Source organism: Gammaproteobacteria bacterium, from assembly GCA_011682695.1.
GTDB lineage: Bacteria > Actinomycetota > Acidimicrobiia > Spongiisociales > UBA4744 > BMS3Bbin01.
On sequence record JAACED010000008.1, the window covers coordinates 29,442 to 49,409 of the forward strand.

The window sequence follows — 19,968 nt, forward strand, 5'->3', positions numbered from 1 at the left end:
TAGTGGTCTCGGTGGTTAGCCGATACCATGCCGTGCATGATCGTGTTTCCAGAGGTCGAGCCCGGTGATGATATTCGGCTGTCCGGTTCGACGTTTGTGGCCTATCGAGAATGCGCCGACTATGCCAAATCCAGGCTCGAGGGTATCTGGGGGCCGGAGAGCATTCCGGCGTTCAAGGGTGGGCTTGCCCACCGTGTGTTCGCCCGGCATCTCACCAGTGGACCGATCTCTGCCGACCGGCTCGAACAGGTGTGCCGCGAGGAGATCGGTGGCTCGAACCTGAATTTCAAGTTGGGCGCGCTGTCGATGAAACCCTCCGGTCTCGAACGGGTCATCGATGAGGTGGGCGCCCTCTACGACCGATTTCGACGTTTTCCCGCGGAAGGATTCCAGGGAGCGGAGGTCCAGATTCAGGTCGAACCTGCCGACGGTGTGACCCTTGTCGGGTCGGTCGACGCAGCTTTCTCCGACGATGCGGGGGTCCGGCTCGTCGACTGGAAGACGGGCGAGCTGGGCGAGGCTCACGAGCAGCTGCGCTTCTACGCGCTCCTGTGGACGCTCGACAGGGGAGAGATCCCGTCGAAGGTGGAGGCGGTCTCCGTCCGCACGGGGGAGCGCCTCACCGAAGAACCTGGAATCGAGTCGCTCACGGCCACGGCTCGACAGGTGGCCGGTATCGTCAATGAGCTGCGTCGGGCATGGGCCGAGCGGCGCGGCATCGAACGCAGGGGCGGTCCATGGTGCCGCTACTGTGGCCTCCTCGATGGGTGTGTCGAGGGTCGCGCTGCGACGGAACTCTTGCGATTCGGCCGAATTCCCGCCGATAGCCGACAGATAACAGCAAGCACCTAGTCGTCTTGTTCATCCTCTTCTTCGATGGACGCGACGACCTCACCATCGCTGCACTCGGCCTCGAACGTCGACGTGTGGTCGGAGCTCTCGAACTTGACGTCGACCGTGTTCTCTTCGAGTTCCACGCGCTCGACGGAGAATCCCGGCTGTGGTGCAGCGGACTTGAAGCTGATCTGGTCTCCAGAGCATGCAACCGTCACCCAGCCGCCGATGAGCGTATAACGCTGGTCCACGGTCGGTGGAGTGGTTGTGGACGTCGTCGTAGGTGGCGTCGTCGTGGGTGGGGCGGTCGTGGTCGGTGCCACGGTCACGGGGGGCACGGTCGCTGCCGTCGTCGAAGTGGGGCTCGTCGTGCGCTGGGGGACTTCGGGGTCGATGTCGGCTGGTGTGGTGGTGGCAAGAACCGCAGTGGAGGATGTCGTTGCCGATGTGAGGAGGGTGGTGACCGTACGGGAAGGTCGATCGGTGACCTGGTCCCGGACGAGTGCCACTGCCTGGGAGGCGAGCACGATCGCCAGGAGGGTCGCCGCCAGCCAAGCGGTGAACAGCCCAAGACGCCTCATATTCATACGGGCAGTATCGTCGGTGCACGCGTTGGAGAGCGGTAACGGCAGGTTAAAGGTGTGATAAGCCGTCTCCGTTGGCGCTGATTGGGTATGCCAACCGTATAGGGTGTGAACGTGGCTGCACTGATCATCATCGAAGATGACGTCCGGATCCGCCAGACCCTGACGGCGAGGCTTGCAGAGCGCGGACACGATGTGCGTGCCGCCGGGTCAGGGCTTGCCGGGCTCGAACTCGTGGTGTCGGGAAGTCCCGACGCCGTGATCCTCGACCTCGGACTGCCCGACATCGACGGTGCAGAACTCTTGAAGATGATTCGGGCCGTCACCGCCGTTCCGGTCATTGTGGCGACGGCCCGAGACGATGAGCAGGAGATTGTTCATCTCCTCGATGCCGGAGCGGACGACTACGTCGTCAAACCCTTCTCTGCAGCTCATCTCGACGCGAGGATCCGAGCGGTGCTTCGTCGTGGAAGTGAGACAGCCGAGAAGTCCGTTCTCTCGCTCGGGGATCTGGTGATGGATCTCGCCTCCCGGGATGCGTGGTTGGGTGATCGGACGCTGGCACTCACCCGCAAGGAGTTCGACCTCCTGGCATATCTAGCTCAACGGCCCGGAACGGTCGTGGGGAGGCGCGAACTCCTCGCCGAGGTCTGGCGACAGCCATACGGTGGCGCCGACAAGACAGTCGATGTGCACCTTTCATGGCTCCGCAAGAAGCTCGGTGAGAGTGCCGCCGAGCCTCGATATCTGCATACGGTGCGGGGAGTGGGTGTGAAGCTGGTTGCACCGTGAGAAGGCGACTTGCTGTGGTCTCGGCCGCAGTGACCGCGATGGTGGTGCTCGCCTTCCTGATCCCACTCGCCGGGATGGTCAAGACGCTTGCACGCGACCGGGTTCTCGTCGCAGCCGAAAGGGATGCACAGACGTTGTCACAAGCGCTCGGTGTTGTGATCACCGGCGGTCGGCCTCAGGAGGTCGTGGCGCTCGTCGGATCGGGAGAGCTGGCCGACGGAGGCCTGCTCTCGGTGGTCCTTCCGGACGAGACGATCGTTGGAGAGCCGTTCGAATTGGGGGACGGGTATCGACGAGCAGCTGCCGGCGAGGCGTTCCGCGAGCCATCGGAAGACGGCGAGATTATCTGGGTTCCTGTCCTTCTCGAAGGAGAGGAACGAGCTGCCGTAGTGAGGGTCTTCGTTGCTTCAGAGCTGTTGAAGCGCAACGTCACTGCGGCCTGGGTCGTACTCGGCTCCCTCGGGGTCGCGTTGGTGATGCTCTCCGCACTGGTCGCGGACCGACTGGCCCGTTCGGTAGTTCAGCCCGTGCGTGATCTTTCCGTCGCGGCGCATCGCCTCGGTGGCGGAGATCTCAGCGTGCGTGTCGAGCCGGATGGGCCGGTAGAAATCGTCGAGGTTGGCAGGGCATTCAACCGGTTGGCCGGTCGCGTCGGCGAGCTTCTCGAGGAAGAGCGGAGGGCCGCTGCCGATCTGTCGCATCGCCTCCGGACTCCACTGACCGCCTTGCGGCTCGAGATCGAAGCCGTGCCCGATCGATCGGAGCGGCTCATCGGCGACCTGGACGAACTGGAGAGAACCGTCGACCATCTCATCCGGCAGGCTCGTCGACCCCTACGCGAAGGCATGGGCGCCAGTACCGATCTGGGTGTAGTCGTCAAGGAGCGAGCCTCGTTTTGGGGGGCGCTCGCTCAAGAGCAGAAGAGGGTCTGGTCGGCGGATATCGACGGGGGACCCCACCAGGTGCCGCTTCTCGAGGAAGACGCCGTAGCCGTCATCGACGCGCTCGTCGGAAACGTTCTGGCCCACACAGCGGAAAGAACGCCATTTCACATCGCTGTCGACCGAACCGAGGATGGAATGGTGCGACTGGTCGTCGAGGACTCGGGAGCAGGTTTCCCCGAGGGTGACCCCGCGCGTCGGGGAGAGTCGGGGAGCGGCTCGACAGGATTGGGATTGGACATCGTGCGCCGGGCGGCAGAAGCGACAGGAGGGGCGCTGCACTTGCGTTCCGGTCCGGACGGCGGTGCAGGTGTAGAGGTGCTGTTCGGGCCCTCCCGCGACGCACCGACTGCTTGAAACAAAACCGGAGAGCTCGTGTGGGACAATCCGCCGATGGGACGGCAGATCTCCTCGGTGGCACGGTTGCGGGCTGCGTTGGACGCATTGGGCGACCAGATCGCCGCGATCGACTTCGGGCTGCCATCTGCCGACCAGCAGGTCCGCCGAGAGCTTCGGGAAGAGCTGGGGTGGACGATTCGCGAGTACCTCATACCTCGTCTCGTCGATCTCGACAGGGAGGTCGTTGCCGTGATCGTCGGTTCCACAGGCAGCGGCAAGTCGACACTCGTCAATACGCTCGCTCAACGACCGGTGAGTCAGACCGGGGCGGTACGTCCGACGACGACGGCGCCGGTCGTCTGGTGCCACGAGGAGCACGCGCAGCGGTACCGTGACACGTTCATGAGCGGCTACGAAACCGGTACCGACTCGGCCCGTAGCCTGCGCATCGTTGCCGACACCGCACCTGTGCTGCACGGAGTGACGCTCATCGATGCACCTGACTTCGACTCTGTGATCGGGGAGCATCGAGAGATCGCAGAGGAACTGCTCGCGGTCGCCGATATGTGCATCTTTATCACCAGCGCTCAGCGGTACGCGGACGCGGTCCCCTGGGAGTTCCTCGATCGGGCCCGGCGACGCAAGCTGCCGATCGTTTTTGTCGTGAACCGGCTTCCTGACAATGGTGCCTCCGAGATCCTCGCCGACTACTCCGGTCATCTTCGTCGGCGCAATATCGTCCACGGAGATCTGTCTCTGATCGAGATTGCGGAGCAGCCGATCATTCCCGAGTACATGGGCCTCACCGCGAGCGCCGTCGATGGTTTGCGAGATCAACTTGTGCAGCTCGCAGATCCCGCCAGGCGGCGCTCCATCATCGTGGACACCACAAGGGGTGCCGTCGAAGACGTGGTTGTGCGCTCCGGTGATCTGACGGTTGCGATCCGGCAGGAGGCAGATGAGGCTGCCGCCCTCGTCCGTGTCGCCAAGGAGGCATACTCCGGCCAACTCGACGAGATCAACCAGGCATTGGACAGAGGTTCCCTGGTCCGTGCCGAGATCGGAACACGCTGGCAAGAGTTTCTCGGCACGGGATCGTTGCTGAAAGCCGTCGGTGAGGGCACGGGACGACTCCGGCGCTGGGCGGGAACGGTCTTTGGAGGGAAGAGGAATCTCGAACGGTTCGATGAGGAGACTCGGCGAGAGTTTGCAGCCTCCGTCGCACGACGGCTCGACCTCGCGGCTACCCGGGCGGCAGCGGCCTGGGAACTCGATACGGCGGGCAAAGTTCTCTTGGGGGATGGTGAGCTGTGGAGACGCTCTCCAGAGGCGGCCGGTCGCATTGAGGAAGCGATCGAGGACTGGACTGCGGATCTCGCCGCGCTCATCGCGGAGCAAGGAGCCGACAAGCGCCGGCGAGCACAGTTGAACTCACTCGGAATCAACGCGGTGGATCTCGTCGCACTCCTCGCGATGTTCTCACACACCGGCGGGCTGACCGGAGGGGAGTTCGGTGTCGCGGCCGGGGCGGCTGCCGCCCAACAGAAGCTGCTCGAGCAGGCGTTCGGTACGACGGTGGTCCGATCCCTCGTCCGGACCGCTCGGCAGGGTCTCTTCGAGCATCTACGCGACGTTTTCGATGCCGACGAGGCACGGTTCGTTGGTCGAGCCGAAGCGATCTTGTCGGGATCGGATCTCGGTCTGCGCCACGCAACGGCGACGGTCCGCGAGACTGCGGAGATCTTCTATGGCGGGTGATCTGGGCAAGGCCCTCGACATTCTCGATCTTGCGGTCGCCAAGGCGTGGTCCCTGACCGCTGACGATCGTCTCGAGCCGCATGCGCGTGTGGCCAGACAGGCCAGGAGACGAATGGGGTACTTGGGAGAAACGGTAGTTCTCGCGCTTGCCGGTGGGACGGGTGTCGGCAAGTCCAGCCTTCTGAATGCGATCGCCGGGGCTTCTGTGGCACCTGTCGGTCGGATTCGTCCGACGACGGATCGGCCCCTCGTGTGGATGCCAAGCGAGCCCGAGCCGGGACTCGTGCGCCTCCTCGACGCTCTCGACATCGAGGAGCGGATCGGACACACGGCGGCACTGAACCTGGCTATTGTCGACTTGCCGGATTTCGATTCGATCAGTCTTGAGCACAGGGCGACCGTCGAACGGCTCATCCCCAGGGTCGACGCGGTCCTTTGGGTCCTCGACCCCGAGAAATATGGCGATCGGTCCATGCATGAGGGATACCTTCGTCCGTTGTCCGGATATCAAGAACAGTTCCTTTTCGCCTTCAACCAGATCGATCGTCTTGCGCCCGGGGAACTCGACCCCGTTCGTGACGACCTGGTCGCTCTCCTCGAGGCTGACGGGATTGCCGGCCCCGTCGTGTTCGATATCGCCGCCGATCCCGCAAGCGGACATCCGATCGGCATCGAACAGCTGGTGGCGTTCGTCGAGGCCACCCTCGAAGCGAAGCGCACCGCAATCGGGAAACTCGTCGAGGATATCCGGAGGGCGGGTCGTGGCGTTGCAGAAGTCACCGGCGTGCAGCCGGGCTCCGGGCTCGAATTCGATCGTCGCTGGGCCGGGACACGGGAAGCAGCGGTTGCCGGACTGGCGGATCTCCTCGCCGGCCAGGCGGTCGTAAGAGCTGCCGAGGACGCCGGCCGGCATCTCGCGGTTCGCAGTGGATCAGGTCCTCTCGGAAGAGCAGTGGCGGGACTTCGGAGGAGTGTCCTCGGTCGCGCACTGGGTGCGACGGTAGAGGATGAGGCGATCGACACGGCGAGTCGTGATTGGCAAGGTCGTTCCGGCCTGGAAGAGGTGATCGAAGCGGTCGCCTCGACGGTGACCGAATTATCCTTCGAGGCAGGGGGCGGCTTCGGTGCAGAACTCAGAGAGCGTTTCGGACCGGCAAAGGTCGAAACCGAACTGAGAAAAGCTGTGGGCGGCACCCTCGCAGTATCACGCGATCATCCTGTACCGAGCAAGGCCCGTTGGTGGCGGTTTGCGGCGATGGCGCAGTGGCTGGTCGCCATCGCCGTCGTGTCTGCGTTCATGTGGGCTTGGGCGAGGCCCGAAGCGCTTCAGCGAGGCGTCTGGCCGTGGCCCGCCATCCTGGGAGTCGGTGCGCTCGTCGTCGGCAGAGGGCTCGCCCGCTTGGTGCGGTGGTCAGGGAGAAGAGCCGGCAGGAAGGCAGCACATACGTACCGGGCAGTCATCGAACGGCGCCTCGCCGTGAGGGTCGATCGAAGGATCGGCCTGCCGCTTCGCACCGTCATGAGAGATCGCGCCGAGCTTGGAGGAGCCCTGGCAGAGCTCGGCCTCGAGCTGGCCAGACTCGAGTCCGCGCTCCCACAGGTTTCAATCCACCTCAAACCGGACGGATCGGAAGCGGACCCCGGAAGCTGAAAGCTACAGTTGACGGCTCGGAGGGCGGGTACGTGACAGAATGGCGAGACTGGGCGGCGTGGCGACGCGTTACCGCGGTGTCACTTGACACCGTATCGAGTGCCGCGTCCGTTGGGGCGGAAGCTGCAGAAGCGATCGAGGCGTTGGCGCGAAGTGTCGCAACCTATGCTCCGGAGTCGTACCCCGAGGCCATCGTCGATGCGCTCGAGCTGCTCATCGATCGACAGGCTGTCCGTGCTCCGGTCCTCGCTCTCTGCAACGAGTTGTATCTCACTCTCGGTGAGGGGGCGGATCGTGTTGTCGAGGTCGCGGGGGAGTTTGCCGATCGCCTCGCCTCGTCCACGGCAAAGATCGGTTCGGTGGGGGCCCACCTCATCGGCGAGGGTGTGACGGTTCTGGTCCATGGTGCGTCCAGCTCGGTGCGGTCCGTTCTCGATGCTGCCCGGGAGCGATCCTCGTTCCAAGTCTGTTGCACCGAGGCGATGCCGGGGGGAGAGGGCATGGAGATGGCCGCCGAGTTGACGGTCGCGGGGTTCGACGTCGAGGTGGTCGACGACAAATCGGCGGTTGAGCTGCTTCCGGGTGTAGATATGGTCGTCTCGGGAGCGGATGCGATCGGGCCCGACGCCGCGGTGTCGAAGGCCGGGATTCGGAGGCTTGCCATTGCCGCGGATCTTGCAGGAGTGGCGCTCTACCTCACCGCCGGAAGGGACAAAGTGCTTCCTTCCGGTCTGTTCCGCATCACGGCGCAGCTCGGGGGGCGCCAGGCTCTGTCGGAGATCGTTCCGCTGGAGCATTTCACCGCGATCGTGTCCGATGTCGGGCTCCTCACGGCCACCGAGATCGCCGAACTCGCAGCAGAGCGGACGGTCGCCGAGGAATTGAAGCTCTAGCTACTCGTTGACCGGTGCAGTCGGCGCGATGACCCGTAGACCGCGAGGTCGAGCCGAGAATCGAACCGTGTCGACGGCGCCGAGGAGCTCTCCGTCCGCTTGAACGGGCGACGGGGGATCCGCGCTCACGTCGATTTGCCGTACGTCCTCCCAGACATGCACACCGGGGATTCGTCTGAGATCCGCGCCGGTGACTGCCGCGGCCAGGATCGCGGGGATGCGTGGCAGGGTCAGCCGCTCGACCAGCAGCGCGGCGAGACCGGTGTGGGGGCGGCGAGAGATACGAAGAGGAACCCTGCCGAAGTACGTGTAGGGATCGTGGACCTGGACCAACAGCGCTGCCGCGTCTACCGAGCGTGTTCCGTCGCCGACACGCATGTTCGGAGGCTGCCGGTTGTCACGTGAGAGGACGACACCGGCGGCAGATCGCGCGTAGTGCACGCCGCCGAACCAGTACTTTCGGTACGGCTCGAGGTTGGAGACCCTCACGACCTCCGCATCAAAACCGACACCGCTGGCGAACGTCGCGTATCGGACGGTCGTACCGCCACCGGCGCCGAGGGAGATCTGGGCAAGGGGAGCGTTGATGGCGGGCGGTCCGGAGGCCAGATACGTTGCAGCGCGTCCCGGATGAGCGGGGATACCGAGAATCCTCGCGAGTACATTGGTCGTTCCAGCGGGGATGATGCCGAGTGTGGCCCGCGTCCCGTAGATTCCATTCACGACGTGGTGCACCACACCGTCGCCACCCATCGCCGCGACAACGTCGACTCCGTTGTGGGCGGCCTGCAAGGCTCGCGCTTCGACCTCGCCGGCACTTGTCGGCCACGCCGTCTCAACGTCATAGGCCCTCGACAGCCGGAGTACGACGGCGCGATGGAGGCCGCCGGTGAAGCGAGAGGCCGCCGGGTTGGCAATCAAGAGGAGGGAACGCACAGGCGAAGGGTAACGGTGTTCCCGATCTGCAGCACCGCCCACGCTTCCTCTCAAGGCCGGACGACAGTCTTCCGATAGCTCGAAGTATGGAAATGTCACGCCACGCCGCCACCTATGAGGCGGGTGGAGAAGGCGCGCTTCTCGGAGCGGCCGCCGGGGAGCTACTCCTGTCCGGGACTCGTCGCGCCTACGGGTTTGGTGTTCAACAGATGGTCTTGACCGCGTACCACCTGATGCGGGCAGAGGCCCTCAACGGGGAGACCTTTGCGGCGAACCTGCTCGAGTTCGCCTATCCGCAAGACGGACGGTCGAGCGTCTACCGGTCGCCCGATTCGTGGTTCATGGCCTTTCTCGAGGAGTCCCAGCGGGGAGTCTCGACACCGATGCCTTTTCGCAATGCCGGAGCGGCCCTTCGGGCGGTACCGGTAGGGGTGTGGTTTCGGAAGGATCCGGACGCCCTGATCGCCACGGCGACCGAGAGTGCGAGGGCGACGCACACGCGCCCGGAGTCGGCAGTCGGTTCCTGTGTGATCGCGGGCGCCGTAGCAGCGGCAGGCTATGGACAGACGGGCTGGGACCTCGTCAATGGAGCCATAGAAACGGCTGTACAGGCCGAGCGATTCATCGATCGATCCACGGCGGTTTCGGATGTGCTCCGACGAGTGCCCGATCTGGTCGGGCGTTCGGCAAAGGACGTATCCGTTGCGGTCATGTCGTGGGACGTCGGAGACACGGAAGTCGAAGTAACGGCGATGGTCGTTGCGCTTTCCTCGCCGGGATTCGAGCAGGCGGCGATCGTGGTGCGCGAAGCCGCAGGAGTCGTCGCACATGCGGAGCACGTGGCTCCGCTCGTCGGTGCAGTCGTCGGTGCCCGGAACGGCCTGCATCGGTGGCCATGGTCGATACCGAACGACCTCTGGTTCGCCGAGATCGGCCGACGTCTCGCCCGCCAGACGGCCGTTGTCGAGGATCTCCCTGATCCCTATGCGGTCGAAGAGGTACTCAACTACGAACTCGCCACCGATACGCTCGTGGAACGGTAGAAGTTCACGAGGCTTGGTCGTCTTGACTGCCTCTACTGCTCTGGCACTCCGGCGAGGATCAGACGCGACGAGGCGAAGAACAGGAGGAGTGTGGCGATCGCGACGATCCGACCCCACCCGAGCGTGACGGTGACGAGAGCCCACACCAGGGGGCCGAGCAGCGTCGCGAACCTCCCGACGGTGGCATACAGTCCGTAGAACTCGCCGTAGTGCTCCGGAGGGGAGAGCCTCGCCATGTAGACACGGTCGGACGTCCAGGTCGCGCCCGCGGCGATGCCGCCGAGCACGCCGACGAACCATCCGAAGGAGCCGTGACCGCTCACGGCTGCGAGCACCGCAACGGCGACCGCCGCGCTCCATGTGTAGATCGCACCGTGCAGTACCTTTCGCGGCCCGATCACATCCACGATTCGTCCTGCGAGTAGTGAGCCGAGCACTGCCGACACGATGGCCGCCAGAGCGAGAAGGTCTGTCTGACGATCGGAGAACCCCATCTCGGTGATGGCGAAGATGGACACGAACAGAAACGCGGTGTTGGCGGCGTCTGCGTAGAGGAACCGTCCGATGAGGAATCGGGTCACTCCGGGGAATTGGCGGGCCCGCTGCCAGGCGTGGAAGAGGTGCTGCAGGGAGCCGATGAGCTGCGGCGGATGGTCGCTCTGATGTGCCCTGGGCCGCTCCTTGAGGAGGAAGAACGCGGGGAGGGCGAACAGCAGGAACAGTGCCGCCAGAGTCCGAAAGAGCGGTCCGTATCCGAACCTCTCGAGCATGACCATGCCGGTCGCGATGGCGATGAACGAGCCGAGGTATCCCACCCCGACACCCAGCCCGGAGACCCGCCCACGGTTCTGCTCTGTGCTGACGTCGGGAAGCATCGCGTCGTAGACGACGCTGCCCAGAGTGAATCCGATCTGTCCGACGATGTACAGCGCCAGCGAGGGATACAGGCCGACGGTCGTCAGTAGCGCGGTCGCTCCCACCGTGACGACCGTGGCTGCGATCAACGCGGGCTTTCGTCTCCCCACATGGTCCGAGCGCGCCCCTATCCATGGAGCAAGGAAGATGACGATCACCATCGCAATGGCGGTTGCATACCCGAAGTGGGCGTCGGTCGCTCCCTGCTCTCGGACGACCCAGACGGAGAAGTACCGACTGCCGACGGCCAACGCGAAAATCGTGTTGGCCAGGTCATACATCACCCACGAGATCGTGCTGGCGCGTGTCGGTGTCCAGGTGTCCATGAGTGGCGACTGTACAGCAACGGGTCCCGGTACCCGGGACTTGACCCTCAGAACGTCACTGCCACCGCGATGAGTTCCTCATGTCCGAGAAGGCCGGCGGACGCCTCGATGGCCCGTTCCGCCTCGTCGAGCGGGAATTCGTGACTGACCAGTTTGTCCAGGCGAGGGTCCTCCTCGAGGTGCTGAGCCGCCCAGTGATAGCCGGCGGAGCTGGCTCCGAAGGCTCCTCGGACATTGAGCTCTTTGAGCACGATGATGTCGGAGAAGAGTTGATTGACGGCGCGCACACCTTTGATCGAAGCGATCACCACCGTGCCTCCGGAGCGGACAAGGTCGAGGGCCGTGTGGATGGCATCTGGATCATCCCTGGTCACGTCCAGTACCACTTCGGGGCGAGCTCCGAGGCTGTCCGCGACCGATCCTGCCACGTCGACCTGGCGTGCGTCGACGACCATGTCGGCTCCGAGTTCCTTTGCGAGAGCGAGTCGGTCACTGTCTTCGGTGAGCCCACTGACGCCGACCCATCCGGCGCCGGCCTCTTTCGCCGCGATGAGCGCGGCGAGGCCACGAGGGCCGGGACCCAGGATGAGAACACTGTCCCCGGCTCGAAGCGCGGGAGTCTCCACGGTCCAGGTGAACCCATCGGCAAGGGCATGAGTGAAGGTCGCGACAGGCGCCTGGATATTGTCGCTGATCGGATGGAGTCGCGCTCCGGGATCGAGGTAGAGGAACTCCGCGAATCCCCCCCACAGGCTCGGCGGTTCCGTCGAGGGAAGCCTCCCGTAGGCGTTGATCGGTTTGCGGAACGCGCACGAATGGAGTCCGCTCAAGCAGCGACGGCAGGCTCCGCAGCGGATCGATGACTCGACGACGACACGCGTTCCGATGGGGATGTCAAAGGCTTCATCGACGATCGATGCGATCCGTCCGACGATCTCGTGGCCCGGAATCAGCGGGTAACGCATGAACCGGTTCGTCCCTTGCCAGATCTGGACGTCGGATCCGCTGACTCCCGTCGCTTCGATCGCGAGCCATCCGCCGGTTGTGACCTCAGGGATCGCGAATGTCGTCGCGGTGAAACGCTGCGGTTCGACCAGCAGCATCGCCTTGGCAGTCGCGCCCGTCATCCACTCCTCCTTGCCGGCGAGTGTAAACGTGTTGGCGTCTGGCTCAGCCGATGAGGAGGTCGGCCAGGCGACGAAGGCCCTCTTCGAGTTCCTCGTCGCCGAGCGCGTAGGAAAAGCGACCGTATCCGGGTGCACCGAAGGCTTCGCCGGGGACGAACGCCACGAGCGCCTCCTCGAGGACGACTTCTGCGAGTTCGGCGGTGGTAGCCGAAACCTTTCCTCCGACGGGCCGATTCAAGAAGGCCTCGAGGGACGGAAAGGCGTAGAACGCGCCTTCCGGTTCGCGGATGCGGATCCCCGGGATATCCCGAAGCATGCGGTACATCGTGCGACGGCGACGGTCGAACGCTTCACGCATCGAAGTGACAGGCTCGAGGCCTCCCCGAAGTGCGGCGAGGGCCGCGGCTTGCGCGATGTTGCATACGTTCGAAGTGGAGTGCGACTGCAGGTTGGAAGCCGCCGCGATGACGTCGGGGGGTCCGACCATCCATCCCACGCGCCATCCGGTCATGGCATAGGCCTTTGCAGTGCCGTTGATGGTCACGGCCCTGTCTCGAAGGTCGGGAACGGCTCCAGGCATCGATCGGTATTCGGCGTCTCCGTACACGAGGTGCTCGTAGATGTCGTCGGTCACGACCCAGATGCCCTTCTCGGCCGCCCAACGTCCGATCGCCTCGACCTCCTCCGGGGGGTACACCGCGCCGCTCGGGTTCGAGGGGGAGACGAACAGGAGGATTTTCGTTTTCGGTGTCCATGCTGCTTCGAGTGAGTCGATGTCGACGCGGAACCCGCTTTCGATATCGGCTGTGATGGGGACGGTGATCCCGCCTGCGAGCTTGATCGCTTCGGGGTACGTGACCCAGTAGGGGGAAGGCAGCAGGACTTCGTCGCCAGGATCGAGCAGCGTCGCCATGGCCGCAAAGACGGCGTGCTTGGCTCCGTTGGTGATCAGCACCTGGCCGGCGGTCACCGGGAATCCCGCGTCACGGTTGGTCTTGTCGGCGACGGCCTCCCGGAGTTCTGGGAGTCCTGCAGCTGGTGAGTACTTGTGGTATTTCGGAGTGGCGCAGGCTTCGGCTGCTGCTTCCACGATGTACGAGGGAGTGGGAAAGTCGGGCTCACCGGCTCCGAAACCGATGACGTCGTGCCCTGCTTCTCGCAACGCCCTCGCCTTCGCGCTGACAGCCAAGGTCTTCGACTCTGAGATGGATCCGATGCGATGGGAGATTCTGCTCATGTTCCGCTATGTTTGACGACTTCCCGAGACTTTAGTGAGTATGCCGTGAACATTCGGATTCCGAGTCATCTACTGCCCTCCGACGGGAGATTCGGGTCGGGCCCGACGAAGGTTCGCCCGGAAGCCCTCGATGCGCTCGTCAGGATCGGCGCACGCTACGTGGGCACGTCACATCGACAGTCCGCAGTCCGCGATGTCGTACATCGCATCCGCTCGGGCCTGGCCGAACTGTTCTCGATTCCCGACGGGTACGAGGTCGTTCTCGGAAACGGAGGAGCAACGACGTTTTGGGATGTGGCGGCATTCGGATTGATCGACCGAAGAAGCCAGCATCTCAGCTTCGGAGCGTTCAGTGCACGGTTCGCTTCCGTCGTCGCGGGGATGCCGCATCTCGAGCCTCCCCAGGTGATCGAGTCGCCTCCCGGGACCCATCCGGTTCCGGAGCCGAATCCGGAGGTCGATTTCTACGCGCTGACGCACAACGAGACATCGACAGGTGTCATGATGCCTCTGCTGCGTCCGGGCCCCGGCATCGTTGCGGTCGATGCCACGTCTGCTGCGGGAGCGCTTCCCGTGGACATGGAAACGGTCGATGCCTACTACTTCTCACCGCAGAAGGCATTCGGCGCCGATGGCGGACTCTGGGTCGCGCTGCTCTCTCCCGCCGCCATCGATCGAATCGAGCAGATCGCGGCGACAGGCAGAGCCTTGCCGCCGTCGCTGAATCTCGAGAGTGCGCTCCGCAACTCCAGACTCGACCAGACGTTGAACACGCCAAGTCTGATCACGTTGTTCCTGCTCGAGACGCAGATCAACTGGATGATCGAACAGGGAGGCCTTTCCTGGGCGGTCGAGCGCTGTCGCTCCATGTCGTCGCTGGTGTACGAGTGGGCAGATCGGGCTTCCTACGCCTCGGTGTTTGTCGAGGACCGAGCGATGCGGTCGCCGGTGACGGTGACGATCGACTTCACGGTGGATGTGGCTGCCGTGTCGAAGGCACTGCGGAGCAACGGCATCCTCGACACCGAGGCGTATCGCAAGCTCGGCAGGAATCAGCTGCGCATCGGTACGTGGCCGGCGACGGACCCCGCAGATGTCGAGGCGCTTCTCGCCAGCATCGAGTACGTCGTCGATCACCTCTGAGAGGTCGGTTTCGGCACGGCCGGCGGAGCACCGCAGACTTCAGATCTCCACATCGATGAGGGTCGCCGCCGGCCGGTACAACGTTCTCGAGAGGGGGGAGAGCACCGCCAGAGGATGGACGACGGGTACGACACGCGTCGCCCCCGCCTTTGCTCGAAGCGCGATGTCCGCCGCTCGAGCAGTCGTCCAGATTCGATTCCGGAACCGCGCCGTCGCAGGAATCAGGACCACAGACGCCTCTTCGGGCGGGGCGACCACGATCGGAAGCCGCAGATAGCCGAGTCCGCGGGCGATGGACGACCTGTCGACGAAGAGGTCCGTTTCCTGTGAGCTCCTGAAGGCTACGACTTCAAGGATCGACAAGGTGGCATCGCCGAGCGACAGGACCCCGAGCGAAGCGTCGTGGGCGAGGCGAAGACCGAGTTCCTGGGTCCAGGATGTGTCTCGAATCTTGCGCTCGACCTCGTCGAGCCCGACTTTCACGCGCCGCGGGTCCGGATCCAGCGCGGGCTCTGTGACAGCGAGCATAAGGGGGCTGTCCGCACGCCGCCGCCGCAGCTGCTGCACCGCAGCGAGTCCCTCGGCCCAGCCACGGTCGACGAGGGAGTGAATTGCCTCTGCGATGATTGCTGCGGTACCGAGAGGGTCCGCCCATTCATCTATCGACGCGGTATTCAGCGCTTCAATTGGATCGTTCATGGTGGAACGGAACCAAACCTACCTGCACAGATGAGCCCTGTGCCGATCGCGATAGGCTGGGGGTGCCAAAAAAGGAGGCGCATTGTTCGAGCCGTACGTGAATGAGCCGTATTCAGACTTCTCCGACCCAGACAACGCAGCCGCCTACCAGGAGGCCCTTGGAGACGTTCGGGGTAAGTTCACGCACCATCCGCTGGTGATCGGTGGTGAGAAGGTGGTGACAGATCGAGAAATCGAGAGCCTGAACCCTGCACGTCCCGCCGAGGTCGTCGGCACGGTTTCGATGGCCGATGCCAAAACCGCCGAGCGTGCTCTCACCGCCGCGTGGGATGCCTATGCGACATGGTCCCGACTCGGCGCCGATGAGCGGGCCCGGCACCTGGTCAAGCTCGCGGCGATCCTTCGCGATCGCAAGTATGAGTTCTCGGCGTGGGAGACGCTGGAGGCATCGAAGAACTGGCTGGAAGCCGAGGCCGATGTCGCCGAGGCCATCGATTTCTGCGAGTACTACGCGAGACAGGCCATCGAGCTTTCGAAACCCGTTCCGGTGTTCTCCTACCCCGGAGAGGAGAACGAGTCCCATCTGATTCCGATGGGCGCCGGTGTCGTGATCCCACCGTGGAACTTCCCACTCGCCATCCTGGCCGGAATGGCCGTGGGGCCGGTCGCCGCCGGGAACACGGTTGTTGTCAAACCGGCATCGACGACACCGGTCGTGGCAGCGATGTTCATGCAGGCCGTTGAGGATGCAGGCTTTCCTCCGGGCGTCATCAACTTCCTACCCGGCGCCGGGAGCGAAATCGGCGATGTCCTGGTCGATCATCCGAGGACTCGCTTCATCAACTTCACAGGATCTATGGAGGTGGGGCTGCGGATCGGTGAACGGGCCGCCGTCGTGCACGAAGGGCAACTTTGGCTCAAGAGGGCCTACATGGAGATGGGCGGAAAGGATGCACTCGTCGTCGATGAGACCGCCGACCTCGACGCGGCTGCCGCTGCTGCGGTTACGAGTGCGTACGGATTCCAGGGCCAGAAGTGTTCGGCACTGTCGAGGCTGATCGTGGTCGAGGACGTCTACGACGCGGTACTCGACAGAGTCGTCGAAGCAGTAGCGGCGCTGCCGGTGGGTCCTGCAGAAGACAATGTGCGAGTCAACGCGGTGATCAGCGCCGCTCAGCGGCGCAACATCCTCGCCGATATCGACCGGGGCAGAAGCGAAGCCAAGTTACTGACCGGTGGAGATCCCGTGGATCTCGACGATGGCTACTACATCCAACCGACCGTATTCGCGGACGTCGCTCCGGATGCATACATCGCACAGCATGAGATCTTCGGACCCGTGCTGTCGGTTCTTCGCGCCACGAACTTCGACCAGGCCGTGCAGATCTTCAACGGTACGCAGTACGGCCTGACGGGAGGCTTGTTCTCGGCACGTCGGGACCGCATCGAACGTGCGCGCCAGGAGTTTCATGTGGGGAACCTGTACATCAACCGCAAGATCACCGGCGCCCTGGTCGGAGTCCAGCCGTTCGGCGGCTTCAACATGTCCGGCTCGAACGCGAAGGCCGGGGGACCCGGTTACCTGCGTCTGTTCATGGAGATGAAGACGGTTACCGAACGCTGGCTCGTCTAGCCGGGAGGGGTGCACGACCGTGCACCCCTCCCTCCAAGATTCTCAGCCTTCGGTGGCGTCTTCTGCATCACCGGCGGCTTCTTCTGTCGCGGCGCCTTCTTCGGTGCCGGCACCGCGCAACTCGCCCATCCTGTCTTCGACTTTCTCGCGGACGTCTCCGGCGACGTCTTTTGCCTTGTCGAAGGCTTCCGCTGCAGCGTCTTTTGCCTTGTCCACCATCGGCGCGGCTTTCTCACCGAGGTCTTCCGCCATTTCCTTGGCCTTGTCCACCATCGGCGCGGCTTTCTCACCGAGGTCTTCCGCCAATTCCTTGGCCTTGTCTGCAGCTTCGACAGCCTGCTCTTTTGCCTTTCCAAACAGGCCCTTGAGTGTGTCCGCGAATCCCATACCGTTCTCCTCTCTGGCTCTACTGAGGAGAATACGTGATGGAGAAGACAAGTGCTCCCGAATCATCGAACAGAATGACTATGTCCCCTTCGTTGTTCCAGATCGGACCGTCGGCACACCAGTAGAGGTCTTGGGAGCCATCCACCCCGCAACCGGTATGTACGGTGACGCCGGCACCGGGAAGAAGCTCGAAGCCGGCCGGGAACACGAACCGGTGAACGGTAGAACCGTCTCTGAGTGTCCATCCCGAGAGGTCGATGGGTGACTCCTGGTTGTTGTGCAGTGTCACGGTCTCCTGGTTGAGGTGTTGGCCGTCGGGGCCCGGAGGATCGAACGAAATGCGGCCGATGTCGACGATGGCCGACGGTTCTGTTCCACAAGCTGAAGGAGCCCACATGCCCGTGTGCGCCGCTCTGGAACGCTGCATCGCCTGCTCGAGGTCAGGTTGATGGGCGGTGTTGGGAGGATAGGGCCGGGCCAGAGCAAAGCCGTTCTCTACGAGGTCTTGATTGGTGAACATCCCCTCCACGTAGACGTACGCGAGAAGCCGATCGTATTGGTCGAAGGGTTCTGCGTCGGTGACCAGGGTCACCGTTCGTGCATCGACCATGTGACGTAGCGCTTGGGTGGCTTGGGCTCCGTAGCACTCGTCGTGCTCCGGAGCGTTGATGCCGATCAGGCGGACCGTGACCTCGTCTGCTCCCTGTCGGACGACCAGGGTGTCGCCGTCGATGACGCGAAGGACGGTTGCCCCCTGCTGTGTGGCACATGCCGCGAGCACCAGCAGGATCGGCACGAGCAATTTCCTCATGGCAGAGATGGTACGAGCCGGGGGTGACAGTATCGTGGTCATATGCAGTATCGAGATATCGCAGGGCAATCGATGGCCTTCCATGAGCGAGGGCAAGGTCCCCTCGCCGTATTCGTCCACGGGTTTCCTCTCGACCACCGGATGTGGCTGGATCAGGTGGAGGCATTGTCGCCGGTGCGGCGATGCGTCGCGCTCGATCTCCCCGGCTTCGGCAGGTCTGATCCGCTGCGTGAGCGGGTCCTTACGATGAGCCGGATCGCAGACGACATCGCCGAGTTCATCGGCGACCGACAGGCCGACGTCGTTGCGCTGTCCATGGGCGGCTACGCGGCGCTTGCGCTGTGGGAGCGACATCCGCAGGTGATCCGTTCGCTGTCGTTGTTCGACACGAGATCGGGCGAGGACAGCGAAGAGGGGAGAGCGGGGCGAAGGCTCATGGCCGAGCAGGTCGCCGACAGGGGCATGGGTGCATTGGTCGATGGTCTGGTCGAGAGGCTGCTCGCTCCAGGCGCCTCGGTCGTTGTGCGAGCACGGCTGCGAGGCATGATCGAGTCGGCTGCTCCTGAGACGGTCGTGGCTGCGCTCGAAGGCATGGTTCGCAGGCCCGACCGTACCGATCTCCTCGCGACCATTACCGTCCCGACCCTGGTGCTGGTCGGGCAGGAGGATCAGCCGACACCACCGGCGGTCGCCGAAGCGATGGCGACGCGGATACCGGGCTCCACACTGGTCACCGTCCCCGGAGCAGGACACCTGACGCCGGTGGAAGCTCCAGAGCAGGTCAACGATGCCCTCAGGGAGTTCTGGACCTGAAACCTCGTCCAGGCATGATCAGGATAGGATCAGGGTACGTGCAGCACAGACGGATCAAGTGATGGGGCATCGGCAGCAGCCCGGCGAGGCGCGGAGCAACGGGCCGGAGCTGTGGACGGTACTGTGGACGCGCGGCGATGGCTGCGAGGAGCTCGCGGGGATTCTCGGAGAGCCGGTGTTCGCAGAGGGGAACCTGCGAGAGAGGTGCATCGAGGCCAGGGCGGATCTCGTCGTGCAGCGTCGACTGACGTCGTTCGACCTCGTCGATTCCGTCGCTTCGAACCAGTTCGATGTCAAACAAGTGACCTCTGTGATGGCCGCGATCGGCGGGGGGCCGCACTCGCTGCTCGCAGGGAGAGTGGCCCAACAGGTTGCCGTGTCGCTTGGCGTTCCCGGGTCGTTGGTCTCGGCCGCCCGCAACACGCCTGAGGATCTCTCCATCCGGGAGAATCTCGACTGGATCGGTGAGCACGTGCCGGCGCTCGAACGTCGCCTGGAGCAGGTCACCAGTGCGGGTGGACTGCTGTCGACCCTGGACGACGGAGCGCTGCTCGTACTGGGAGCCCCTGGGGGCTCATGGATGCAACGGCAGTTCTTCGGACCAGGCCGCCAGCTGATCCACGCGGCACCTGGAGGGATCGTCGTCGTGCGCAGCTCCCCCCGGCGCTGTTTCCAGGCCGCGGAGTCGGCAATGGCGATCGCACCGTGGCTGTCCGTATCCGAGGCGGTAAAACTCGGCGGTCCCCCCGTCGTTCCTGTTGCGGCTCACGGCAGCCTCGTCGGTCTGTTTCGTCTCGAAAGCGCTCGCGACGCAATAGGGGAAACGACCGTGCAGGACGTGATGGAAGAGCCCGTGTTCCTCGCCGTCGATGATCCGGTCGACGCTGCAAGCGACCTCGGCTCATTCTTCGACGGTGCGCCGGTCCCGATCGTGGATCACGACGGCCGGCTCGTCGGCGTCCTTCCTATCTGAGCTACGGTCTCGTGGCGGCTTGACGAGCTTTGCGCGCCGCGACGTTGACAGGCTCCCACACTCCTGAGAACGGCGGCGAGTAGGACAGATCGACATACTCCAGCTCATCGGCGGTCATCCCGGTCCACAAGGC

The 19,968-nt window shown here is 64.0% G+C and carries 19 protein-coding genes; 11 read left to right on the forward strand and 8 right to left on the reverse strand.

Annotated elements, in window-relative coordinates; all coding sequences use genetic code 11:
• Positions 1 to 36: 36 nt before the first annotated feature.
• Positions 37 to 852 (forward strand): hypothetical protein, encoded by an 816-nt coding sequence (locus GWP04_02515; GenBank protein ID NIA24422.1) that lies wholly within the window; start codon positions 37 to 39, stop codon positions 850 to 852.
• On the opposite strand, the gene GWP04_02520 is transcribed toward GWP04_02515, so the two are convergent.
• The gene (locus GWP04_02520; protein ID NIA24423.1) at positions 849 to 1,421 is read right to left on the reverse strand and encodes a hypothetical protein; all 573 of its coding nucleotides are present in this window, start codon (positions 1,419 to 1,421) and stop codon (positions 849 to 851) included. The genes GWP04_02515 and GWP04_02520 overlap by 4 nt on opposite strands.
• Positions 1,422 to 1,532: 111 nt before the next feature.
• Between GWP04_02520 and GWP04_02525 the strand changes: the two genes are divergently transcribed.
• From GWP04_02525 to GWP04_02545, 5 genes are read left to right on the forward strand one after another with little or no spacing between them, the layout of a single operon-like run.
• Entirely contained in the window at positions 1,533 to 2,210 is a 678-nt protein-coding gene (locus GWP04_02525; GenBank protein ID NIA24424.1) for a response regulator, read from the forward strand.
• Positions 2,207 to 3,508: a HAMP domain-containing protein gene (locus GWP04_02530; GenBank protein ID NIA24425.1), complete on the forward strand. Its 1,302-nt coding sequence runs from the start codon at positions 2,207 to 2,209 to the stop codon at positions 3,506 to 3,508. Before GWP04_02525 ends, GWP04_02530 begins: the two co-directional genes overlap by 4 nt.
• 36 nt (positions 3,509 to 3,544) lie before the next feature.
• Positions 3,545 to 5,248, forward strand: a complete 1,704-nt coding sequence (locus GWP04_02535; GenBank protein NIA24426.1) for a hypothetical protein — start codon at positions 3,545 to 3,547, stop codon at positions 5,246 to 5,248.
• Positions 5,238 to 6,899: a hypothetical protein gene (locus tag GWP04_02540; protein ID NIA24427.1), complete on the forward strand. Its 1,662-nt coding sequence runs from the start codon at positions 5,238 to 5,240 to the stop codon at positions 6,897 to 6,899. Before GWP04_02535 ends, GWP04_02540 begins: the two co-directional genes overlap by 11 nt.
• A gap of 32 nt (positions 6,900 to 6,931) precedes the next feature.
• On the forward strand, positions 6,932 to 7,792 hold the full coding sequence (locus GWP04_02545) for a hypothetical protein (GenBank protein NIA24428.1): 861 nt from the start codon (positions 6,932 to 6,934) through the stop codon (positions 7,790 to 7,792).
• Here the strand turns inward: GWP04_02545 and GWP04_02550 are convergent, their stop codons facing one another.
• Positions 7,793 to 8,728, reverse strand: coding sequence for a hypothetical protein (locus tag GWP04_02550; GenBank protein ID NIA24429.1), 936 nt, complete (start codon positions 8,726 to 8,728; stop codon positions 7,793 to 7,795).
• Positions 8,729 to 8,814: 86 nt separating this feature from the next.
• On the opposite strand from GWP04_02550, the gene GWP04_02555 reads away from it, so the two are divergent.
• Positions 8,815 to 9,771 (forward strand): hypothetical protein, encoded by a 957-nt coding sequence (locus GWP04_02555; protein NIA24430.1) that lies wholly within the window; start codon positions 8,815 to 8,817, stop codon positions 9,769 to 9,771.
• 32 nt (positions 9,772 to 9,803) lie between these two features.
• Here the strand turns inward: GWP04_02555 and GWP04_02560 are convergent, their stop codons facing one another.
• Genes GWP04_02560 through GWP04_02570 form a run of 3 tightly spaced genes read right to left on the reverse strand, consistent with a single transcriptional unit; the run spans position 9,804 to position 13,376 of the window.
• Complete coding sequence (locus GWP04_02560) at positions 9,804 to 11,012, reverse strand: MFS transporter (GenBank protein NIA24431.1); 1,209 nt, start codon at positions 11,010 to 11,012, stop codon at positions 9,804 to 9,806.
• Positions 11,013 to 11,059: 47 nt separating this feature from the next.
• Positions 11,060 to 12,139: an alcohol dehydrogenase catalytic domain-containing protein gene (locus GWP04_02565; protein NIA24432.1), complete on the reverse strand. Its 1,080-nt coding sequence runs from the start codon at positions 12,137 to 12,139 to the stop codon at positions 11,060 to 11,062.
• A gap of 43 nt (positions 12,140 to 12,182) precedes the next feature.
• Positions 12,183 to 13,376: an aminotransferase class I/II-fold pyridoxal phosphate-dependent enzyme gene (locus tag GWP04_02570; GenBank protein ID NIA24433.1), complete on the reverse strand. Its 1,194-nt coding sequence runs from the start codon at positions 13,374 to 13,376 to the stop codon at positions 12,183 to 12,185.
• On the opposite strand from GWP04_02570, the gene GWP04_02575 reads away from it, so the two are divergent.
• Positions 13,359 to 14,519 carry a phosphoserine transaminase gene (locus tag GWP04_02575; GenBank protein ID NIA24434.1) on the forward strand — a complete coding sequence of 387 codons (1,161 nt, stop codon included), beginning with the start codon at positions 13,359 to 13,361 and terminating at the stop codon, positions 14,517 to 14,519. The genes GWP04_02570 and GWP04_02575 overlap by 18 nt on opposite strands.
• 39 nt (positions 14,520 to 14,558) lie before the next feature.
• Here GWP04_02575 and GWP04_02580 read toward each other — a convergent pair whose 3' ends face one another.
• On the reverse strand, positions 14,559 to 15,218 hold the full coding sequence (locus GWP04_02580; protein NIA24435.1) for a hypothetical protein: 660 nt from the start codon (positions 15,216 to 15,218) through the stop codon (positions 14,559 to 14,561).
• 82 nt (positions 15,219 to 15,300) lie between these two features.
• On the opposite strand from GWP04_02580, the gene pruA reads away from it, so the two are divergent.
• Positions 15,301 to 16,851: an L-glutamate gamma-semialdehyde dehydrogenase gene (gene pruA, locus GWP04_02585; GenBank protein NIA24436.1), complete on the forward strand. Its 1,551-nt coding sequence runs from the start codon at positions 15,301 to 15,303 to the stop codon at positions 16,849 to 16,851.
• Between the two features lie 42 nt (positions 16,852 to 16,893).
• Here pruA and GWP04_02590 read toward each other — a convergent pair whose 3' ends face one another.
• Together GWP04_02590 and GWP04_02595 are read right to left on the reverse strand one after the other, a co-directional pair.
• On the reverse strand, positions 16,894 to 17,238 hold the full coding sequence (locus GWP04_02590; GenBank protein ID NIA24437.1) for a YtxH domain-containing protein: 345 nt from the start codon (positions 17,236 to 17,238) through the stop codon (positions 16,894 to 16,896).
• A gap of 19 nt (positions 17,239 to 17,257) precedes the next feature.
• Complete coding sequence (locus GWP04_02595; GenBank protein ID NIA24438.1) at positions 17,258 to 18,049, reverse strand: hypothetical protein; 792 nt, start codon at positions 18,047 to 18,049, stop codon at positions 17,258 to 17,260.
• 42 nt (positions 18,050 to 18,091) lie between these two features.
• On the opposite strand from GWP04_02595, the gene GWP04_02600 reads away from it, so the two are divergent.
• Together GWP04_02600 and GWP04_02605 are read left to right on the forward strand one after the other, a co-directional pair.
• A complete protein-coding gene (locus GWP04_02600) occupies positions 18,092 to 18,862 on the forward strand; it encodes an alpha/beta fold hydrolase (GenBank protein NIA24439.1) in 771 nt (256 codons plus the stop codon).
• Between the two features lie 61 nt (positions 18,863 to 18,923).
• The gene (locus GWP04_02605) at positions 18,924 to 19,835 is read left to right on the forward strand and encodes a hypothetical protein (GenBank protein NIA24440.1); all 912 of its coding nucleotides are present in this window, start codon (positions 18,924 to 18,926) and stop codon (positions 19,833 to 19,835) included.
• Positions 19,836 to 19,968: the final 133 nt, after the last annotated feature.

What these genes read in the sequence shown, in the direction of transcription:
- GWP04_02600 (NIA24439.1), top strand. Translation starts at nt 18,092, where the DNA reads ATGCAGTATCGAGATATCGCAGGGCAATCGATGGCCTTCCATGAGCGA.
- GWP04_02590 (NIA24437.1), bottom strand. Translation starts at nt 17,238, where the DNA reads ATGGGATTCGCGGACACACTCAAGGGCCTGTTTGGAAAGGCAAAAGAG.
- GWP04_02580 (NIA24435.1), bottom strand. Translation starts at nt 15,218, where the DNA reads ATGAACGATCCAATTGAAGCGCTGAATACCGCGTCGATAGATGAATGG.
- GWP04_02605 (NIA24440.1), top strand. Translation starts at nt 18,924, where the DNA reads ATGGGGCATCGGCAGCAGCCCGGCGAGGCGCGGAGCAACGGGCCGGAG.
- GWP04_02520 (NIA24423.1), bottom strand. Translation starts at nt 1,421, where the DNA reads ATGAATATGAGGCGTCTTGGGCTGTTCACCGCTTGGCTGGCGGCGACC.
- GWP04_02570 (NIA24433.1), bottom strand. Translation starts at nt 13,376, where the DNA reads ATGAGCAGAATCTCCCATCGCATCGGATCCATCTCAGAGTCGAAGACC.
- GWP04_02595 (NIA24438.1), bottom strand. Translation starts at nt 18,049, where the DNA reads ATGAGGAAATTGCTCGTGCCGATCCTGCTGGTGCTCGCGGCATGTGCC.
- GWP04_02565 (NIA24432.1), bottom strand. Translation starts at nt 12,139, where the DNA reads ATGACGGGCGCGACTGCCAAGGCGATGCTGCTGGTCGAACCGCAGCGT.
- GWP04_02535 (NIA24426.1), top strand. Translation starts at nt 3,545, where the DNA reads ATGGGACGGCAGATCTCCTCGGTGGCACGGTTGCGGGCTGCGTTGGAC.
- GWP04_02560 (NIA24431.1), bottom strand. Translation starts at nt 11,012, where the DNA reads ATGGACACCTGGACACCGACACGCGCCAGCACGATCTCGTGGGTGATG.
- GWP04_02540 (NIA24427.1), top strand. Translation starts at nt 5,238, where the DNA reads ATGGCGGGTGATCTGGGCAAGGCCCTCGACATTCTCGATCTTGCGGTC.
- GWP04_02575 (NIA24434.1), top strand. Translation starts at nt 13,359, where the DNA reads ATGGGAGATTCTGCTCATGTTCCGCTATGTTTGACGACTTCCCGAGAC.
- GWP04_02515 (NIA24422.1), top strand. Translation starts at nt 37, where the DNA reads ATGATCGTGTTTCCAGAGGTCGAGCCCGGTGATGATATTCGGCTGTCC.
- GWP04_02555 (NIA24430.1), top strand. Translation starts at nt 8,815, where the DNA reads ATGGAAATGTCACGCCACGCCGCCACCTATGAGGCGGGTGGAGAAGGC.